The following is a 16140-nucleotide window of genomic DNA, read 5'->3' as shown; positions in this document are numbered from 1 at the left end:
GGGGTGTGCTGAAGAAGACAATCAGGCTGACCCAACGTATAGCCGGTTACGGGGCGATACTCGGGTGACATCAAAACTGTGACTACACCCGTAGAAGCTTATGTGCCGTTATCTTCGGACAGGGGTTCGACTCCCCTCGCCTCCATTAGTAGTATCAGCGACAGCCACCATTTGGTGGCTGTTTTTGCTTGCCCGTATTCGAAGGGGTGGGGTAAACCGCTTTGGATCTAAGGCTTCGGGCTTCTCTGTCGTCGAATACGACATATCTCTGATGATGTACATGGCGGTACCTCTGTACGTATCAGTTTTGATTGTCACCCGAGTATCGCCCCGTAATCGGCTTAACATTGGATCAGCCAGTTTGTCTTATTCCGTTCGCCACAGGCGGAAATATGACAGCGTATCCATGTTATAGATCTCTTCTTTCTTTAGTTGGACGCACACAGTATGTTTAGAAGATCAAACTCACAAAGAGAAATTAGTTTAAAACGCAAAAAAACCAACTCTGCTAACGAAGCGGAGAAGGTTCTTTTTTTGAGTATAGTCAGCTCTAGCTAACGAAGCGGAGAAGACTATACTCATCCGTATTATTTCTATACAATCATGATATTATGTATATGAATGAAAGTCAAGCCTTACGTTATCATTTTGATTATTAGGATGTGTACAATGATCTATAATATCTATTTCGATGAAGCGAATAAAATTGATCAGCCAGGAAAAGAAAATTCATATTACGGTGCTTATGGCGGCAGTGAACAGACAATGACGGACATAACGCAGACGATACAACGTATGTATGAAGACATGGGCACTAAGAGTGAGTTACATTTTAGGGAATACAATCATGATCAATACTTGAAGAAATATTTCAAGGTTCTTCATTACATCATCAATCAGGATGTGAATATCAATATTTTCATTGTCGATAATACAAAAGCTCACAGCATTGCTCAAGAACTAAATCTTACGATGATGGAGCTGCGAAATCTGTTTTATATCAAAATTCCCGAAAGATTGTTCTATGGAGTGACACGTCACTTGAGTGGGCAGATAGATGTGAATATTAAAATTGACCGAAACGATGAATATGATTCATTACGACTTCACTCCAAAATTAAAGAGCAGATGAATGCTCATTCTGTATATCGGAGCAAAACGTACAAGATTGCATCTGTCGAGTCGGAAGAGTCTCATGAATCTATTCCTCTACAAATTATTGATACGTTTATGGGTATTGTAGTTTTTCTGCTGGAACAGAGTTATATGGGGAATTCAAATACAACGCTGATCAAGAGTGATCTGGTATATCGTTTCTTGTCTGAAGGTAGTAATGTAGATCGGTTCATAAAACAGATCAAGTTGTATTCATGGAACGGCAATGAGAATCTGTCAGAATTGTCTGTAGGCGATTACGTATCTCAATTTATGGTACACAAGTCTCGTTACGATGTTTCAGAAATAGCCAAGCTTCAGGCGATCATGTTGAGAAATCCTGATCTACCAGCAAAGGAGTACCGTAAGCTGATGGAGTATCCAAATACGTTGGTTCGCATGTTACTGGGATACAAGGATGAAGTTGAGGGAAGAGGGCGGAATTATTCACTAATTAATTGATGGATGGATGCCAAGTCAAAGCTTTTTGGTAGTATTCTCGTTTATTTTAACTGATTTCGCCTGTGTACCCGGTATAAGGGTTGAAAAAAGGTGATTTTAACGGTTTTCTAGTATTGTGTAGCTGTGGATAATTTCTGGTTGGTGCGGTTACATATCTATATATTCTCGAAGTAGCAATTTTGTAACGTAGCTATAGAGAGATAATGAATTCGAATACCAAACCATGCGGCGAAGATGTTCTAAAAATCGAATAGCGGACAGGAAAACCTACATCCCATCCGCTACTTCATCCCACATCAACGAACTTGAACTAATCTACATCGCACTGGATTAAAACGATGTACCTACAAAAATACTACAAAAAGCCATAATTGCAACTTGTTAACCCACATTGAACACTAAGTGATTCATTCTTTCTCAATACATTCTATATATTGTCTCAAGTCTGATTTTGTAACGTGATACATAAAAAATATATTCAATGTTCCTGTTCTTTGAGCAATTGATAGATTTCCGTATGTCCTAATTCCTCAGCAATCTGAAGTATACTCATCTCTCCTTCGATAAATCTGTTACTGTCAGCTCCGTGTTTTAGCAATAGCTGCACCATGTTAATTGAGCCTAATTCTACTGCAATTTGGAGTGGTGAGGATAAAGGGGTTCCCATTTCAGGATTTGCTCCATGATCAAGCAATTGGCTTACTAACTCTACTTCATCATCTTGAACAAGTATGGACAACGGAGTTTCTCCTCTAAAAAAGTAATCTGGATCAGCACCGTACTGAATTAAGAGACTTATCAAAGCGGCGTTTTTATTACGAGCAGCCGCTATTATTGATGAAGAATTGGCAGGATCGGCCCCTTGATCCAGCAAACGGACTACTTCATTGTAAATATCATCGGCTACAGCATAGTACAAATCTTCATCGAGAGCATCACTTACATCTATAGAGTTTTCTGCCTGTTGTAATTGTCCTTTAATCACTCCCATAATTTCAATCAGATTCATATGGGCATATTTGCTGTCCCCATATAGGGCAATTACTAGCTCAGTTATAATTGGAGCATCCTGATCTGAAATAATTGGTGTGCCATCCACTTGTAAATTATCTTGTTCCCAGCTCTTCATCAAGCCTGCAACGATAACCACTAGACGTTCATAACCTACCATTTCACTCCAGTTATAACCGTTGATCTCAGTTGCAATAGCTGCCCATTCTTCCTCGTACTCAGTTGTGTCATTAGGTGAAGAGATCATCGTTGTAGTCGGAGAAATATTCATATCCTCAGCTTGCACTCTCACAGCATTGCTTTCACTTCGTATATTTTGACTTAGACTGTCTGAAACAGCTCGGAAAGTTGTAAAGAAATTAAACATGAAGCTTAGGACCACAATGAGGGCTGGCAGAAGAATTAATATCAAAGGTAGTGCCAGATTGACACCTCCTGCTTTAACAATCTCACGTTCACCTGATGAGACATGTTCCACAATTTGGTGGACACGATCAATTTTACGTTTGGTATGCCGCCAATAAAGCTGATTGCCCATTGTAGCGACTAATACTTTGAAGATACTATATATGACTATTCCTATTATTATTGGAGCTACCAATGAGTTAGACATGTTTGATACCATAGTTCCAATTAAATAAATGCTAAAGTAAACCACTGCTAGGTAGATAAAGAAGTACCTATACATTCTTCTGTAAAGGAACCAGTAGAAATCAAAGATAAACGCTGCCCAGTTCCATGAACTGTCCTCTCTCCATTTTTGTAGATATGTATCTTCATTTTTGCCAATGAATAAGGACAGCTCCCCTTCTGACATCCCCATTATCGTGGATTCAGCAGTTGGTAAATCATCCGTATCTTCTTCATTCAACTGAGACAGCATATACGAAATATCTGAGTCTTCCAGTTTACGATGATTCATCTTGTCGCCTCCGTCATAGATAAAGAACGGACTAGATTCAGCCCGTTCTTTTTAAAATATTGCTACAAATTGATTCTGCGGATGGATTTGCTGTTGTCATCATAGAAAATGACATTACCGTTTGTGTCAAAGTTCAGTTGCTTCATTTGACTGATAAGAGTCCCATCTTTGTAGATCAGATCATTTCCGTTAACGAATGTAATCATATTGCCGTCTGTTGCCATCTCGTAGACAGTGCCTGCCATCGTCATGTACATTTTCCCGTTGTAAGCAGAAACGCTATCATATCGGCTACCATCATACTCAGCGATCTTGTCCACTTTCACAGGAAACCTTTGCAGATCATACATCTTACTTCGGCCAAACACATATAGATTGTTAGCTGTTGCATGTGCGGCTGCGACAGGAGCATATCCATAGTAGTCCGTCAGATCAATTGCGTTGTAGGTTGTACTACTGACTACTTGCTCGACTTGCGATTGATTCAATTTGCCTTCAAAGACGTTCGATTCGTGACTGGCTGTGACACCATACATAACGTTTTCAGCGTCGGGGAACGCAATGAAGTCCATATAACGGGCTCCGACATGGTTGACATCATACGTGGCTACGCTGATGCTGTTGGTGATATCGTAAAGGATCGTGGCAGTTGAATGTCCTGAAAACCCTCTTGCGGCGAGATAAAGCTTGCTGCTCGCTGGGTTATAGGCAAGTTTGAGGGGCGTCAGGTCTTTATAGTCATAATGTTTCGTTTTCCCATCCGCATCCTTGTAGTTCCAATTGAAATCCTGATTGATCGTTTTGAACGTCTCTACCGTTCCGTTAGAACTGTTGAATTTACGTATCTTCAATTTCTGACTGTCCAGAAAGTAGATGTTGTTGCTCTTGTCCATAACCATGCTGTCGATCTGTTTGATCTTCGCTGTCCGCACAGGGCCATCCACATCACCAGCATCTGATCCGCCGACCAATGTTTCTACTGTAAACTTTGCGGATGGTGTAGATGCAGATGGTTGATCTACTGGTGTGATTGGTGCAGATGAACCAGGTGTAGTTGGACTTGGTGTGGATGGAGTAGTGGATGTTGGATTCGTCGTTGTCTGTCCACCGCCAATCTCTTTGTTGTCGTTCCCATACTGGTATGCTCTCCAGAGCATAACCGTTGCTTCTGCACGGGTGATCGTCGCCTGCGGACGGAACGTCTCATCCTGAAAACCAGAGACAAGTCCATTCTCCACTGCTAATGCAACGTAACTCTTTGCGGATTCAGATATGCCAGCGTAGTCTTTTAACATGGCTTCAATGGTGCTGTGATCGGGCAGACGATTGGCTTCATAGCCTTTGAGTTTGACGAGAGCAATGGCTACATCCTCACGGGTTGCTGGTGCGGATGGATTGAAGATGTATTTGCCATCTGCGGTACGATAGCCAGTCATGTAGTCCTTCACAGATTCCACGAACGGAGAAGCCCAGTTGGTTGCTGGAATATCCGAGAAGGAAGAGTAATTCACTTTCTTGGGTGTGATGCCAGATGCAGTAATCATGATCTTGGCAAACTCAGCACGTGTGATGGTGTTATTCGGCCTGAATCTACTGTCGGGATAGCCACTGATAACTTTACGGTTGACCATCTCTGCTATGTAGTTGTAAGCCCAATGTGTAGATGGAAGATCAGTAAAGCTGACAGTTTGTTGCGTTGTCTCTGCATTCTGCCACTCTTCACCGTAGGTTGGTAGTGCGGCGGATACTGTGGTTGTTATACATACTGTGGTTAGTGTGGCTACTGTCATACCAATTAAAATCTTCCTAATCATGTTGTTAACCCCCTAAGAATGTAATTACAATCTATTATTTGATGAGTATCATCAGGCATATTCTACTATAAATTCAACAAAAGGTCACTTATAAATGTACTTAATATGAACTTTAATGGTGTTATACTGTTCTTTTAAGTCCTCTACGCTTGGGGTAGAGGTGATAATATGTCGGAGTTTGTGAAATTGGTAGGTGAGAAAATCAGACTTGTCCGTAAAGCACAGGGAATGACACAGGAGAAACTTTCCGAATTATCTGGTTTGAGTGAGAAATACTTATCAGATACAGAGCGGGGGGCACGCAACATCTCATTGGAGTCACTTGAAAAGATTATGCAGGCATTGAATATCAAACCACATGATCTTTTTCTTTACGCAGATAACAACGCAATGAGTGCGGATAAGCATCAGTTAATTGAAATGTTTAGACCTTTATTAATGGATCGTGATGTTCCAGAAATTAAGTTTTTACTCAAAGTTGTTCAGGAGTTTGTTGATACATTTGAAAATGGTGAGATGAGACGCATATAGACCAAAAAAACTATACAAATTTCCCCGAGGAACCACGTCTTAAATAACAAAGGGGGTGGGCTGCCGTTTCATGCCCCATCCCTCTGCACTGGACTGCTTCTGCTGTTGATACAGTAGTTGCAGTCCTTTTTTGTTTGCATATCTTTTTACTGTTGCTGTTTTCGATCGCTGAAGATCATTGAACAGATCGTTACCTTGAACAACAGCATAGGCAAAGTAGCCTGCTCACACGTTGAGTGGGTTATTTGTCGTTGCCTGACAGAGACAAAATCATCGGCTGTGAGACAACGCCGAACAAAGGAGATGAATGCAGATGGTTGTTAAGAAAGGTCTGTCCGTGGAGATGGAAGAGTTGTTGAGGCAACTGGTGATGAATGGAGGCATCCGAATGGCTGGAACGGTGTTGTATGTCTATTGTCAACGGATGTATCAGGTAGACGAAGACACTGCTGTCAGTTGGATGAAGAGTTATTTTCGTCGTGAGTATCCAGAGCAGTTACAGCGGCATCAAGATCGTATCGTCAAAGCATAAAACCATTAAATTACGAGAGGAAGAAGCGAGTATGAATTATCGGCTTTTTAAATACAACAGTTCCAAAGAGTATTTAGGATTCTGTGAGCAAAATGGATTTATCTATAGTGTGCAGTTGGATGAAGAGAGATATGCGGTTGTTGCACTCAGCAACGGTCAGGTGACGATACTGATTCAATTCACTTCCCAGCCAGTTGTGGTAGGGATGGAGGTTTAGCTAACTGTGTTATGTGGCAAATAAATTGACTAATGTAGATGGCCGCATCGTCAGGAGACGACAGTAGGCTATTTTTTACTGCCATGAAGGGAGGTGAGGAACGTGGAAAAGCTCATGCATTTACTGGCTCAGAAAGCCCGTCTAAAAGCTACAATGCAGATGATGGACACAGATGCCCATTTTAATTTAGAAGACGGCAGGAGATATGCTCAGGCTCTTGTAAGGCTCGTTCTTATTAACATGCAAATTGAAGAAAAAAAGAGAGCGGCTCAGTGAAAGCGACTCAAGAAAATACAACTTATCATCATCATACAAAACAACATCATATCACCCAACGGGAGAAGTCGAATCTGGCTTCTCCTTTTTGCGTTTACTGGAGGACGTAAATATGAATTATTCTAACGAACTATCTACAATCAAATCACTGCTGGGTGACGCACTCGCTGAGAAGCCCGGCTCCTATATTGTTGACGAACTCTTTGATCGCTTTCCCACCGTACAGGAACTGATGAACGTCACTGAGTTTGAGTTGATGTCTATTAAAGGTGTGGGCAAGGTACGTGCAAAGCAGGTAATCGCTACATTGCAATTAGCACGTAGATTGGGTAGACCTGCCGTCAATATACCTCAGATCATCCGCAGGCCACAGGATGCAGTTGACCTGTTGATGCCAGAGATGAGGCATCTGCAACAGGAGCACTTTGTTGTGTTGTTCCTTAATACCAAGAACCACTTAATAGGACAACCAGAGACGCTCTCTATCGGTTCACTCAATGCCGCTATTGTCACCCCTCATATGGTATTTCGTGCCGCTGTAAAACGTTCTGCGGCTTCTATTATTTGCGTGCATAACCATCCGAGCGGAGATCCATTAGCTTCGCCAGAGGACATTCAGTTAACAAAACGCTTGGTGGAGAGTGGAAGCATTGTAGGTGTGGACGTGTTGGATCATCTGGTACTTGGTGACGGAACCTTTACTAGCTTGAAAGAGCAAGGACTAATGTAGACTCGTAGAGATGAAGTTATTTGTACCGCTTGAAATACGATGGAGTGAAGAGGCCACTCGCTATCGCTCGCGGCCTTGCACCATACTTGCAGTTCAAACCACCCACTGCCCTGAGGGCCGAAGGAGGACGACGCCCTCCTTCACCTCCAGTCACTCGCCGTGTGGCGTCCCTTGGCTAACGCCAAGGACGGATTCAGTGTTGATGTAGGAAACGCTCGTCAAGGCTTAAACAAGCTCGGCTTCGCCTCGGCCTTGACAGCTGTATTCTTTTTATCTACCAGTTCTATTCCTGTAATAAGTTAACTCATTCTACTACAATGGAAGCAACTAACAACATGAACCTGAAAGGATAAAGACTATGAGTGTGAAGATACCTAAATTCAAATCACTGCTGGCTCAAAACCAAACCCAACTTCCATTGAGTCAACAGTTCAGTTTTACAGATGATTTTTTCATCTTCCAACGCAAGATTTTATCCGATATTTACGATGATTTCTTGGGTAATAGGGATGAGTTCAGGATTTACTTATACATGTGTCGCCATGTAGACAGACATATTAGGAAGTGTATAAAGTCCAAAGAGGCAATGAATATAGAGCTCGAATATAAACAATTTCCTATTGGTCAAAATAAGCTTTCTAACTACTCCAAAAAGGTAGATAATGCTCTGGATTGGCTTGAAGCAAACCATTTTATTCAAAATACCAATACGAGACTGAGACAGCCGTATCAGGCGAAAATTTTAGTTGCACCGGACTATCATCCTATGAAGAAGAAATATTACAGTTGCGATGATATCACATTTGATACTGGAGGGCTTAAAGACAGTAATAGCGGATATATAATGGTTCCCAATGACGCTGTTCAAAACGATATGCTCAAAAACAAGCCTGGGGTTAGACAAAAGTGGTCGCTACGCCGATTAAAGACAACGCTGTTGCTACACGGTGCTTGTTGGTTGGAGTATTTTGGAGGTATTGACCCTCGAATCGTAGAGATTGACGAGTGGAGCGAGACATTGAGGTTGGACGAAGGATTTTGTTACAATCTCAAAAGTACAGTTGATGCTATAAGTAAAAACGTGATTTCATTGATGAATGAAGGATTGTTTATACCAGTGCGATGTTTGTTTGTAGACAACGTCTATTATGGGGATGCTGGCTATTGTAGTCCGCCTGCTAACAAGCAAGTAGAAGAGAAGATCATTCTTCGACCTAAGCATCTAGTACGTAAGCCAGTTCATAAAAAAACAATGCAGACGAAATGGGGGAACATGATTCCATGAACAAGACAATACATTCGATACATGTAAATCATTGTGGTGAGAATATTTTGGTTGAACATAATCAAAAAGAGTTCATCAGAATATTTGATGAGCCCAGGGGGTTATCTTACGAGCATGCAGGTAAACGAGGCATAAAAAATGAAACGCATATGCTTCAGGATATACAAATGATGGATTTTCAAGCGAAGGTAAGTTCATTACTCAGAATGTGTTTGAAGGATGCAGGGGTATCTTATCCCATGGCAGGGAAATACAGCGTTGAGGTGGAGATTTCTTCATCCAGAGATGTGAATGAACTGCCGCTTCTATCTGTCTTGAAATCGGTTATGGACGGTATCAATAAACACATTATTTGTGATGACAGTTTGATATCCTCGTGTTCAATTAAATATAGCTGGCGTAGCGTAGCTCCTAAACGCGGAGTTACCAAGTCTCCTGATACATTGACTGTCAGATTGTTTGATTGCCATTCTGCATCTAATGTTCCTGTTGCTGAATTTAAAGATGTCTCTGTTTACGTAGTTCCTAAATCGGAGCCGATTAAACTGGATTGGAACAATGATACACGATTCGCCTTTGAGGAAGATGATTATCAGGAGGCACTGTCGACTGCTCTAAAGAGAGATGGTATGCAGATCAGCGGCGGCCGGCCATATAAGATTAACCTGCTGTTTCTTGGGAATGTATCTACTAAGGACATCGACAACATGGCGAGGATGTACTACCCGATACTTGAACACTTAGGTCTTCATAGCCAGGACGTTGTACAAGTTGTGCTCAACAAACAGCAAGCAACACAAACTGATAGGAGTTGTGTACAGATCGTAGTGTCCTCTGTATAATGCTCGCATCTGCATCAAAGCCCTTGTAGCTCTAAGAGTTAAGCCCCCCTCAAGAGGTTCTACTCTACTGACATATAAAAGAGAATAGCATCATTCTTCGCTCGATCTTACGTGGATCGGGCTTTTCGTGTTTTATCTAACTAATGTCTTTCACAATTAAATTCAAAGGAGTAGCCTACAATGAACATTGTAATCTATCTTCGAGTTTCATCGGAGCAACAAGCAGAACGTGAATTATCTATCCCAGCTCAACGGGAAGCACTGCAACGATATGCGGATGAGCGTGGATGGTCTATTGTCGATGAATATATAGATGAAGCGAAATCTGCAAAGACAGATGCAAGACCTGATTTTCAACGAATGATTGCGGATGCCCAGAAAACAGATAAACACTTTGCTGCGATTGTCGTCCACAAGTTTGATCGGTTCAGCCGCAATCGTGCAGATCATGCCATCTACAAGGCATTGCTCAAAAAACATAGTGTTACCGTTGTATCTGCATCTGAGCCTGTTGATGCGGATACACCGCATGGTTTTCTGTTAGAGTCGATGTTGGAAGTCATCAGCGAATTCTACAACGTTAATCTGCGTCACGAGACGTTGAAAGGGATGCGAGAAAACGCGTCTCAAGGATTTCATTGTGGTGGCAGAGTGCCGTTTGGTTATCGACGTGTTCAGACGGGCAGAAAAGTCACGTATGAGCTTGGCACGGATCAAGAGGTCAAATTAGTTCAGCAGATGTTCCATATGGCGGCAGAAGGTCATGGAGGCAAGCGAATTGCCCGTGAATTGAATCAACAGAACATTATTGAAGGAAAAAGGTGGGCTCCATCCACAGTGCTTGCCATCCTTAACAATCCAGTGTATCTCGGCAAGCGTGTATGGAATAAAAAGTCGGATGCGGATGGGAAACAGAATGATGTGTCCGAGTGGATTGTCGCAGAAGATGCACATCCAGCCATTGTAGACCAACAGTTTTGGGATGCCGCTCAGGAGTCGTTGATGGCACGAAAGATCAATAAAACACAATAACATGCAGTTTCATCGCAGGTACGCCAAAAACGGTGTGCCTGCTTTTTTTGTGCCTAAAAACAAGAAAAGGGAGAGATATTAAATGAAAGTAGCTATTTATGTTCGTGTGTCTTCAGATCGCCAAGCAGAGAAAGAGTTGTCCATTCCAGCACAGGTTAAAGCCATTCAGCAGTATTGTCTGGAGAAAGGTTGGATCATTGTCAATGAGTTCATTGAGAAAGGAAAGTCAGCAAAGACAGATGATCGTCCAGAGTTCCAGAAGATGATTGCAATGGCTAAAAGGTCAAGTCGACCGTTCGATGCTGTTGTTGTTCATAAGTTTGATCGGTTTTCTCGTAAGCGTGATGACCATGTAATCTACAAAGCATTACTTAATCAATGTGGTGTGAAGGTCATTTCAGTTACGGAGCAGACAGAGGCAGAGACGCCGCAGGACATGTTGCTGGAGGGGATGCTGGAGGTCATTTCGGAGTTCTTTAACGCAAACTTAGCGACTGAGGTAAGGAAAGGCATGACGCAGAATGCGAAGCAAGGATACAACAATGGCGGTACTCCGCCATATGGATACCGGACGGAACACATTGCAATGGGGAATCAGAAGACAAAGTCTGTGTGGGTTCCAGGGCCGAGAGAAGAAGTTGATTTAATTCGCTGGATATTCAACCAATATGCTTTTGAAAACAAGGGTTATCATAAAATTGCATCTGAACTAAACGAACATAAAGTGCCTACGCAAAAAGGAGGTACTTGGTCAGGGAGCACGATTCGAGCCATCATCTTCAATGAATCATACATTGGACGCAAAGTGTGGAATAAGCAGGACTATCAGACGAAAGGGAAGAAGTGGAGAGATCGCTCTGAGTGGATTATTACGGAGAATGCTCACCCTGCACTCATTACAAAGGAACTGTTTGAACAATGCCAGACTGCTGCTAAACAACGCAACAACGGCGGTGGCGAGACGCATAAGCCATTTGGTACGAAGCGAGTATCTCCTTTTTGGCTGCGTGGCATCATGGTGTGCGACAAATGCGGATCAAGAATGGTTGGCAATTCCACATCCACACGTACCAAGAGCGGCGGACAACGATATTATGTATGCGGCGGATACACGCGAAAGGGTAAGGAGTTTTGTTCTTATGTAGGATGGCGTAAAGAACGGGTCGAAGAGGTTGTCACTAATAAGCTTAGAACGACTTTGTTACGGTTGTCGATGGACAATCAGTTGGAGGAAGAGATTCGTATGTATCATAACGAGAAGAACAAGCATGTTATTGCACAGGCAGTCGGCTTGGAGGCAGAGATTGCATTTTTGGAGAAGCGTGTGGATGCGATTAAGGATGATATGCAGGTAGGTAAGGGTAAGCCTTTCCATCAAGAGATGCTGGATGAGATGCAGACAGAATTGATGGAGAAGAAAACGGAGTATGAGACATTGTCGATAGGACTGCATAAGGTCGATGTACCAGAAGAGTTCATTGCGTCAGTGAAGTATGATATTCAGACGTTGATAGCTTTACTGGATGCTGAGGTTCAGAATCCGCAGATGTTGCATCAGTTAATCGGCAAATTTGTGTCTCAGGTGCAGGTGATGAGGGAGAGGAAGCAGATGCATATTACGGTGAGGTTTGCGAATGAGGATGAGATTCTGTATGAGAAGAACATTGTAGGTACATTATAATGGAATTTTAATATAGCTCGGCCGACAAAATGCTTTGACAGTCAATTCATTCTATGGGAATATTGTTATGTTAAATTCCAGTATATTGAAGGAGTGTAGCGATTGTCGGCTGAGCTTTTTTTTATTTTCCAACCTGAAAATCTGCAGTCATGTGCAGAAGGTAACAAAAATAGATTAAGAGAGGAGAATCAGTGTGAATATACATAAGCAATTCAAACTGACAAGTAAAAACCATTATGCATTCTACCTTGAATATATTATTATCTTCATTGCAGGAAAAATGAATAGGTTTGAACGATATGTATTAGAAATGGAAGATATTCTGGCTATTACGCTTGATCTTCCTGAACTTAAACAAAAATTGGATGACCATTCAGATTTAAACTCAAGTCCAACAATTGAATTTGGCTTATATGTTGACAAGCTACCAGCAGAGATATATGACTCTTATATGGATATGACGACTGGGGCTGGGCTTGGAATTGTCAATTTGTTTGCCGATACACAAACAGATGCTATTTCTTATGTGAATTTTAGAAAGCTCATTAAGAAAGAGAATTTTGCATCTGCGTTAAAACCCTTAGATGCTCGGTGTACCACAATGTTAGATCGTCTTCGCGATTTCAGAAACTGGGCAGCCCATGTACCTCAGTCACTAATTAATGCTGAGATGGTAAGTGCAGAAAAGCTAGATAGAGATGCAAAATCTAAGCTACTTCAACAAAGAACTGAAATTAAAGTTCCGATTTATGAAGTTCATGGGACAGAAATTTTTGTTCAGCTTTATAGAGACTGCTATCTTAGTTTAAAACGCTTTCGAGAGCTTCATTCACGTGTTTGTGAAGATTATGCACATTTAATCGGTAAAGACATAAAAGTTGATTACGCTGTTTTTGAAAATAGAGAATATGAACATGAGAGTATACAAGACATCTCTTATAGTATGCAAAGAAATAAATTCAAACCCATGTGACAGGGCTAGGGGATCAACTTCAGTGGAATAAGCAGAAGAAGACAATCAGGCTGTGTTTAGCGAAAGCTGGTTACAGGGCGTTTGCTAGACCGACATCAAAACTGTGACTACACCCGTAGAAGCTTATGTGCCGTTATCTTCGGGTTTCTCTGACGTCGAATACAACCTAATTGCTCTACTGAATGATGAGGTTCAGAATCCACAAATGTTGCATCAATTGTTTAGCAAGTTTGTGTCTTAGGTGCAGGTGTTGAGGGAGACGAAGCAGGTGCTAATTACGATGCAATTTGCTAAAGCTGATGAGGTTTTGTGGGAGAAGCATAGCGTAACTGAATTGTAGTTCATATTAAATATAAAACAGCCGATAATTCTTTTGACACCAAGGTCGCGTTATGGGATTATAGGTGTATCATATTCCATTATCTTGAAGAAATTGATGGTTACCAGTTCACGCTGTATTTAAAATGTAGATATAATGTGAGGAGAGTTTTGTTCAATGAATAAAATTATTGAGAGCTTTTTAATGACTCATATAGATGAATATAATATTAATAACTTAAAAAAGGAAACGGCATTCGAACATTTTATTAATAGATGCATAGTAAATAAATACACACTTGATCGTTTTGATCCAGATGATGTTATGACCGATGAAGGTGAGAAAGGATTAGATGGAGTAGCAGTAATTATTAATGATAGGTTGATAGTAAGCAAGGATGAAGCTGTAAGTATAGTTCAAAATTCCAAAACGTTAGATGTTAAATTTATATTTATTCAATCTAAAACAAGTGAGAGTTTTAGCGGTTCCGAAATTGGAGATTTTTGTTATGGCGTAAGAGCCTTTTTTGAAAGCGAAGATAAAAGACCTGTTACAAATGAAAAGATGGAGACTTTAATTGAAATAAAGGATTACATATACTCAAAAAGTGTTGATTTTTCAACTCATCCAACTGTAGAACTTTTTTATGTTTGTTGTGGTAAATGGAATGAGGATAATGGGTTAAGAAACAGAATTGAAAGTGATATAAAGGATCTCAAGTTGTCTTCAGATTTCTCGACGGTGGACTTTACTCCTTATGATTCTGAAAAAATAATCATTACATATAAGGAGTTAAAAAAGAAAATAAGCAGAGTAATTCCTATGGAGAAAAAGGTTGCCTTTCCTCGTATAGATGGTGTAAAACAAGCTTATTTAGGTATGGTCAAGTGCAAGGACTTTGTTGAAATATTAAAAGATAGTGATGGGAATATGCTTACCAACATTTTTGAGGATAATGTACGGGATTTTCAAGGGTATAATGCTGTTAACCAAGAAATAAGAGCAACTATAACTAACATGGAAGATCAGGCACGTTTTGCGATATTAAATAACGGAATCACTATTGTCGCTAATACTATAAAAGTGACAGGTGATAATTTAGAACTATTTGACTATCAAATTGTGAATGGTTGTCAATCCAGTTATGTCATGTTTGGCAATAAAGAAGCAATTAATGATATTTCATATGTTGTTGTGAAAGTGATCGAGGTTAGCGACGAAGTAATTTCGAATCGTGTAATATACACTACAAACAGGCAGACAGAAGTAAAGTCAGAAGCATTTGCGTCTTCAAAGCCTTTTCACAAGCGTCTTCAAGATTATTATAATTCAATAGAACCTCAGTATAGGCTATTCTATGAACGTAGATCAAAGCAATATGACTTAGTTGATGAGGTTAGTAAGGAAAAGGTAGTAACTCTGACTACTCAGATTCATTCATACCTTTCTATGTTTTTAAATGAACCTCACAGTACACATCGTTATTACGGTGAATTATTAAATGCTTATAGTAATAAGATTTTTTTGGATCAAGATGCCCATGACGTTTATTACATCTCTGCATATTTCAATTACTACTTAGATGATATGTTTAAGTCAGGAAGAATAAACAAGAAATATAAGAAATTAAAATTTCATCTACTTTGTGCGATGAAAGGTATAAGTGTAGGCACACAAGTGAATTTTGGACATTCGCGAAAACAAAGGAAGGAAGCTGACAAACTTATATTGCTGATCAAGGATCAGCAAAAAATGGAGCAGTGTTTTAAAACTGCAATTATGTGTTTAGACCAGACACTTGCAAACCATCCACATGTACCACTAGATGAACTGCATAGAAGCAGAGAAATTACTAATGGACTATTAAAGGAAGTCCTAAAGTATAATGAAACACAAGAAAATTCTGAATTCTTAAAAAAGGGAGATGTCGTGCATTGTACCGTCACATCAGTTGACCGTTCTTTTATCAATGTACAGATTAAGACTGAAGATTCTAGGGATTATGGATCAATCCATATTTCAAATTTTGCAAGAAAATATATAGATGATTTAAAGAAAGAAGTTGTTATTGATGAAATATTCCAAGCTAAAATTATTAAAGATGATTTTTACGAAAGTAAATGGGGTTGGGAACTGACTAAATTGTTTTAAGAAACTGTGTGCGTGCTTCTAACCTGCATCGCCCATGTGACAGGATTAGGGGCTAACAAGTAGTGGGATACGCTGTCACATCTCCGCCTGGGGTGTGCTGAAGAAGACAATCAGGCTGACCCAACGTATAGCCGGTTACGGGGCGATACTCGGGTGACATCAAAACTGTGACTACACCCGTAGAAGCTTATGTGCCGTTATCTTCGG

At 40.6% G+C, this 16140-nt stretch carries 15 protein-coding genes and 1 other RNA gene; 14 read left to right on the top strand and 2 right to left on the bottom strand.

Features of this window, described 5'->3' with window-relative positions; all coding sequences use genetic code 11:
- Together ssrA and AC1DE7_RS31360 are read left to right on the top strand one after the other, a co-directional pair.
- Positions 1-148: a transfer-messenger RNA gene (gene ssrA, locus AC1DE7_RS31365) on the top strand; the annotation flags it as partial.
- Between the two features lie 521 nt (positions 149-669).
- A complete protein-coding gene (locus AC1DE7_RS31360) occupies positions 670-1617 on the top strand; it encodes a DUF3800 domain-containing protein (RefSeq protein ID WP_477535869.1) in 948 nt (315 codons plus the stop codon).
- Positions 1618-2095: 478 nt separating this feature from the next.
- Here AC1DE7_RS31360 and AC1DE7_RS31355 read toward each other — a convergent pair whose 3' ends face one another.
- A complete protein-coding gene (locus tag AC1DE7_RS31355) occupies positions 2096-3550 on the bottom strand; it encodes an ankyrin repeat domain-containing protein (protein ID WP_477535868.1) in 1455 nt (484 codons plus the stop codon).
- A 62-nt stretch (positions 3551-3612) separates the two neighbouring features.
- Complete coding sequence (locus tag AC1DE7_RS31350) at positions 3613-5364, bottom strand: S-layer homology domain-containing protein (protein ID WP_477535867.1); 1752 nt, start codon at positions 5362-5364, stop codon at positions 3613-3615.
- Between the two features lie 168 nt (positions 5365-5532).
- On the opposite strand from AC1DE7_RS31350, the gene AC1DE7_RS31345 reads away from it, so the two are divergent.
- The 12 genes from AC1DE7_RS31345 to AC1DE7_RS31290 all read left to right on the top strand — a co-directional run bounded on the left by AC1DE7_RS31345 (position 5533) and on the right by AC1DE7_RS31290 (position 15933).
- On the top strand, positions 5533-5895 hold the full coding sequence (locus tag AC1DE7_RS31345; RefSeq protein WP_477535866.1) for a helix-turn-helix domain-containing protein: 363 nt from the start codon (positions 5533-5535) through the stop codon (positions 5893-5895).
- 313 nt (positions 5896-6208) lie between these two features.
- On the top strand, positions 6209-6427 hold the full coding sequence (locus tag AC1DE7_RS31340) for a hypothetical protein (protein ID WP_477535865.1): 219 nt from the start codon (positions 6209-6211) through the stop codon (positions 6425-6427).
- Between the two features lie 31 nt (positions 6428-6458).
- Positions 6459-6644 (top strand): hypothetical protein, encoded by a 186-nt coding sequence (locus AC1DE7_RS31335; RefSeq protein ID WP_477535864.1) that lies wholly within the window; start codon positions 6459-6461, stop codon positions 6642-6644.
- 102 nt (positions 6645-6746) lie between these two features.
- On the top strand, positions 6747-6920 hold the full coding sequence (locus AC1DE7_RS31330) for a hypothetical protein (RefSeq protein WP_477535863.1): 174 nt from the start codon (positions 6747-6749) through the stop codon (positions 6918-6920).
- A gap of 112 nt (positions 6921-7032) precedes the next feature.
- Positions 7033-7650 (top strand): RadC family protein, encoded by a 618-nt coding sequence (gene radC / locus AC1DE7_RS31325; protein WP_477535862.1) that lies wholly within the window; start codon positions 7033-7035, stop codon positions 7648-7650.
- Between the two features lie 358 nt (positions 7651-8008).
- Positions 8009-8935 (top strand): hypothetical protein, encoded by a 927-nt coding sequence (locus tag AC1DE7_RS31320; protein ID WP_477535861.1) that lies wholly within the window; start codon positions 8009-8011, stop codon positions 8933-8935.
- The gene (locus tag AC1DE7_RS31315) at positions 8932-9777 is read left to right on the top strand and encodes a hypothetical protein (protein WP_477535860.1); all 846 of its coding nucleotides are present in this window, start codon (positions 8932-8934) and stop codon (positions 9775-9777) included. Before AC1DE7_RS31320 ends, AC1DE7_RS31315 begins: the two co-directional genes overlap by 4 nt.
- Positions 9778-9957: 180 nt before the next feature.
- Positions 9958-10809: a recombinase family protein gene (locus AC1DE7_RS31310; protein WP_477535859.1), complete on the top strand. Its 852-nt coding sequence runs from the start codon at positions 9958-9960 to the stop codon at positions 10807-10809.
- Positions 10810-10891: 82 nt separating this feature from the next.
- Positions 10892-12490 (top strand): recombinase family protein, encoded by a 1599-nt coding sequence (locus tag AC1DE7_RS31305; protein WP_477535858.1) that lies wholly within the window; start codon positions 10892-10894, stop codon positions 12488-12490.
- Between the two features lie 193 nt (positions 12491-12683).
- Complete coding sequence (locus AC1DE7_RS31300) at positions 12684-13463, top strand: hypothetical protein (protein ID WP_477535857.1); 780 nt, start codon at positions 12684-12686, stop codon at positions 13461-13463.
- A 103-nt stretch (positions 13464-13566) separates the two neighbouring features.
- The gene (locus AC1DE7_RS31295) at positions 13567-13704 is read left to right on the top strand and encodes a hypothetical protein (RefSeq protein WP_477535856.1); all 138 of its coding nucleotides are present in this window, start codon (positions 13567-13569) and stop codon (positions 13702-13704) included.
- Positions 13705-13959: 255 nt separating this feature from the next.
- The gene (locus AC1DE7_RS31290) at positions 13960-15933 is read left to right on the top strand and encodes an AIPR family protein (protein ID WP_477535855.1); all 1974 of its coding nucleotides are present in this window, start codon (positions 13960-13962) and stop codon (positions 15931-15933) included.
- Positions 15934-16140 lie beyond the last annotated feature (207 nt).

The organism is Paenibacillus sp. 10L310, from assembly GCF_056395745.1.
Note: the sequence above shows the minus strand (reverse complement) of the source record. Positions and strands in the feature narration are given on the sequence as shown.

Coding starts and splice junctions, on each gene's coding strand:
- AC1DE7_RS31360 (WP_477535869.1), top strand. CDS start 670: ATGATCTATAATATCTATTTCGATGAAGCGAATAAAATTGATCAGCCA.
- AC1DE7_RS31355 (WP_477535868.1), bottom strand. CDS start 3,550: ATGAATCATCGTAAACTGGAAGACTCAGATATTTCGTATATGCTGTCT.
- AC1DE7_RS31350 (WP_477535867.1), bottom strand. CDS start 5,364: ATGATTAGGAAGATTTTAATTGGTATGACAGTAGCCACACTAACCACA.
- AC1DE7_RS31345 (WP_477535866.1), top strand. CDS start 5,533: ATGTCGGAGTTTGTGAAATTGGTAGGTGAGAAAATCAGACTTGTCCGT.
- AC1DE7_RS31340 (WP_477535865.1), top strand. CDS start 6,209: ATGGTTGTTAAGAAAGGTCTGTCCGTGGAGATGGAAGAGTTGTTGAGG.
- AC1DE7_RS31335 (WP_477535864.1), top strand. CDS start 6,459: ATGAATTATCGGCTTTTTAAATACAACAGTTCCAAAGAGTATTTAGGA.
- radC (WP_477535862.1), top strand. CDS start 7,033: ATGAATTATTCTAACGAACTATCTACAATCAAATCACTGCTGGGTGAC.
- AC1DE7_RS31320 (WP_477535861.1), top strand. CDS start 8,009: ATGAGTGTGAAGATACCTAAATTCAAATCACTGCTGGCTCAAAACCAA.
- AC1DE7_RS31315 (WP_477535860.1), top strand. CDS start 8,932: ATGAACAAGACAATACATTCGATACATGTAAATCATTGTGGTGAGAAT.
- AC1DE7_RS31310 (WP_477535859.1), top strand. CDS start 9,958: ATGAACATTGTAATCTATCTTCGAGTTTCATCGGAGCAACAAGCAGAA.
- AC1DE7_RS31305 (WP_477535858.1), top strand. CDS start 10,892: ATGAAAGTAGCTATTTATGTTCGTGTGTCTTCAGATCGCCAAGCAGAG.
- AC1DE7_RS31290 (WP_477535855.1), top strand. CDS start 13,960: ATGAATAAAATTATTGAGAGCTTTTTAATGACTCATATAGATGAATAT.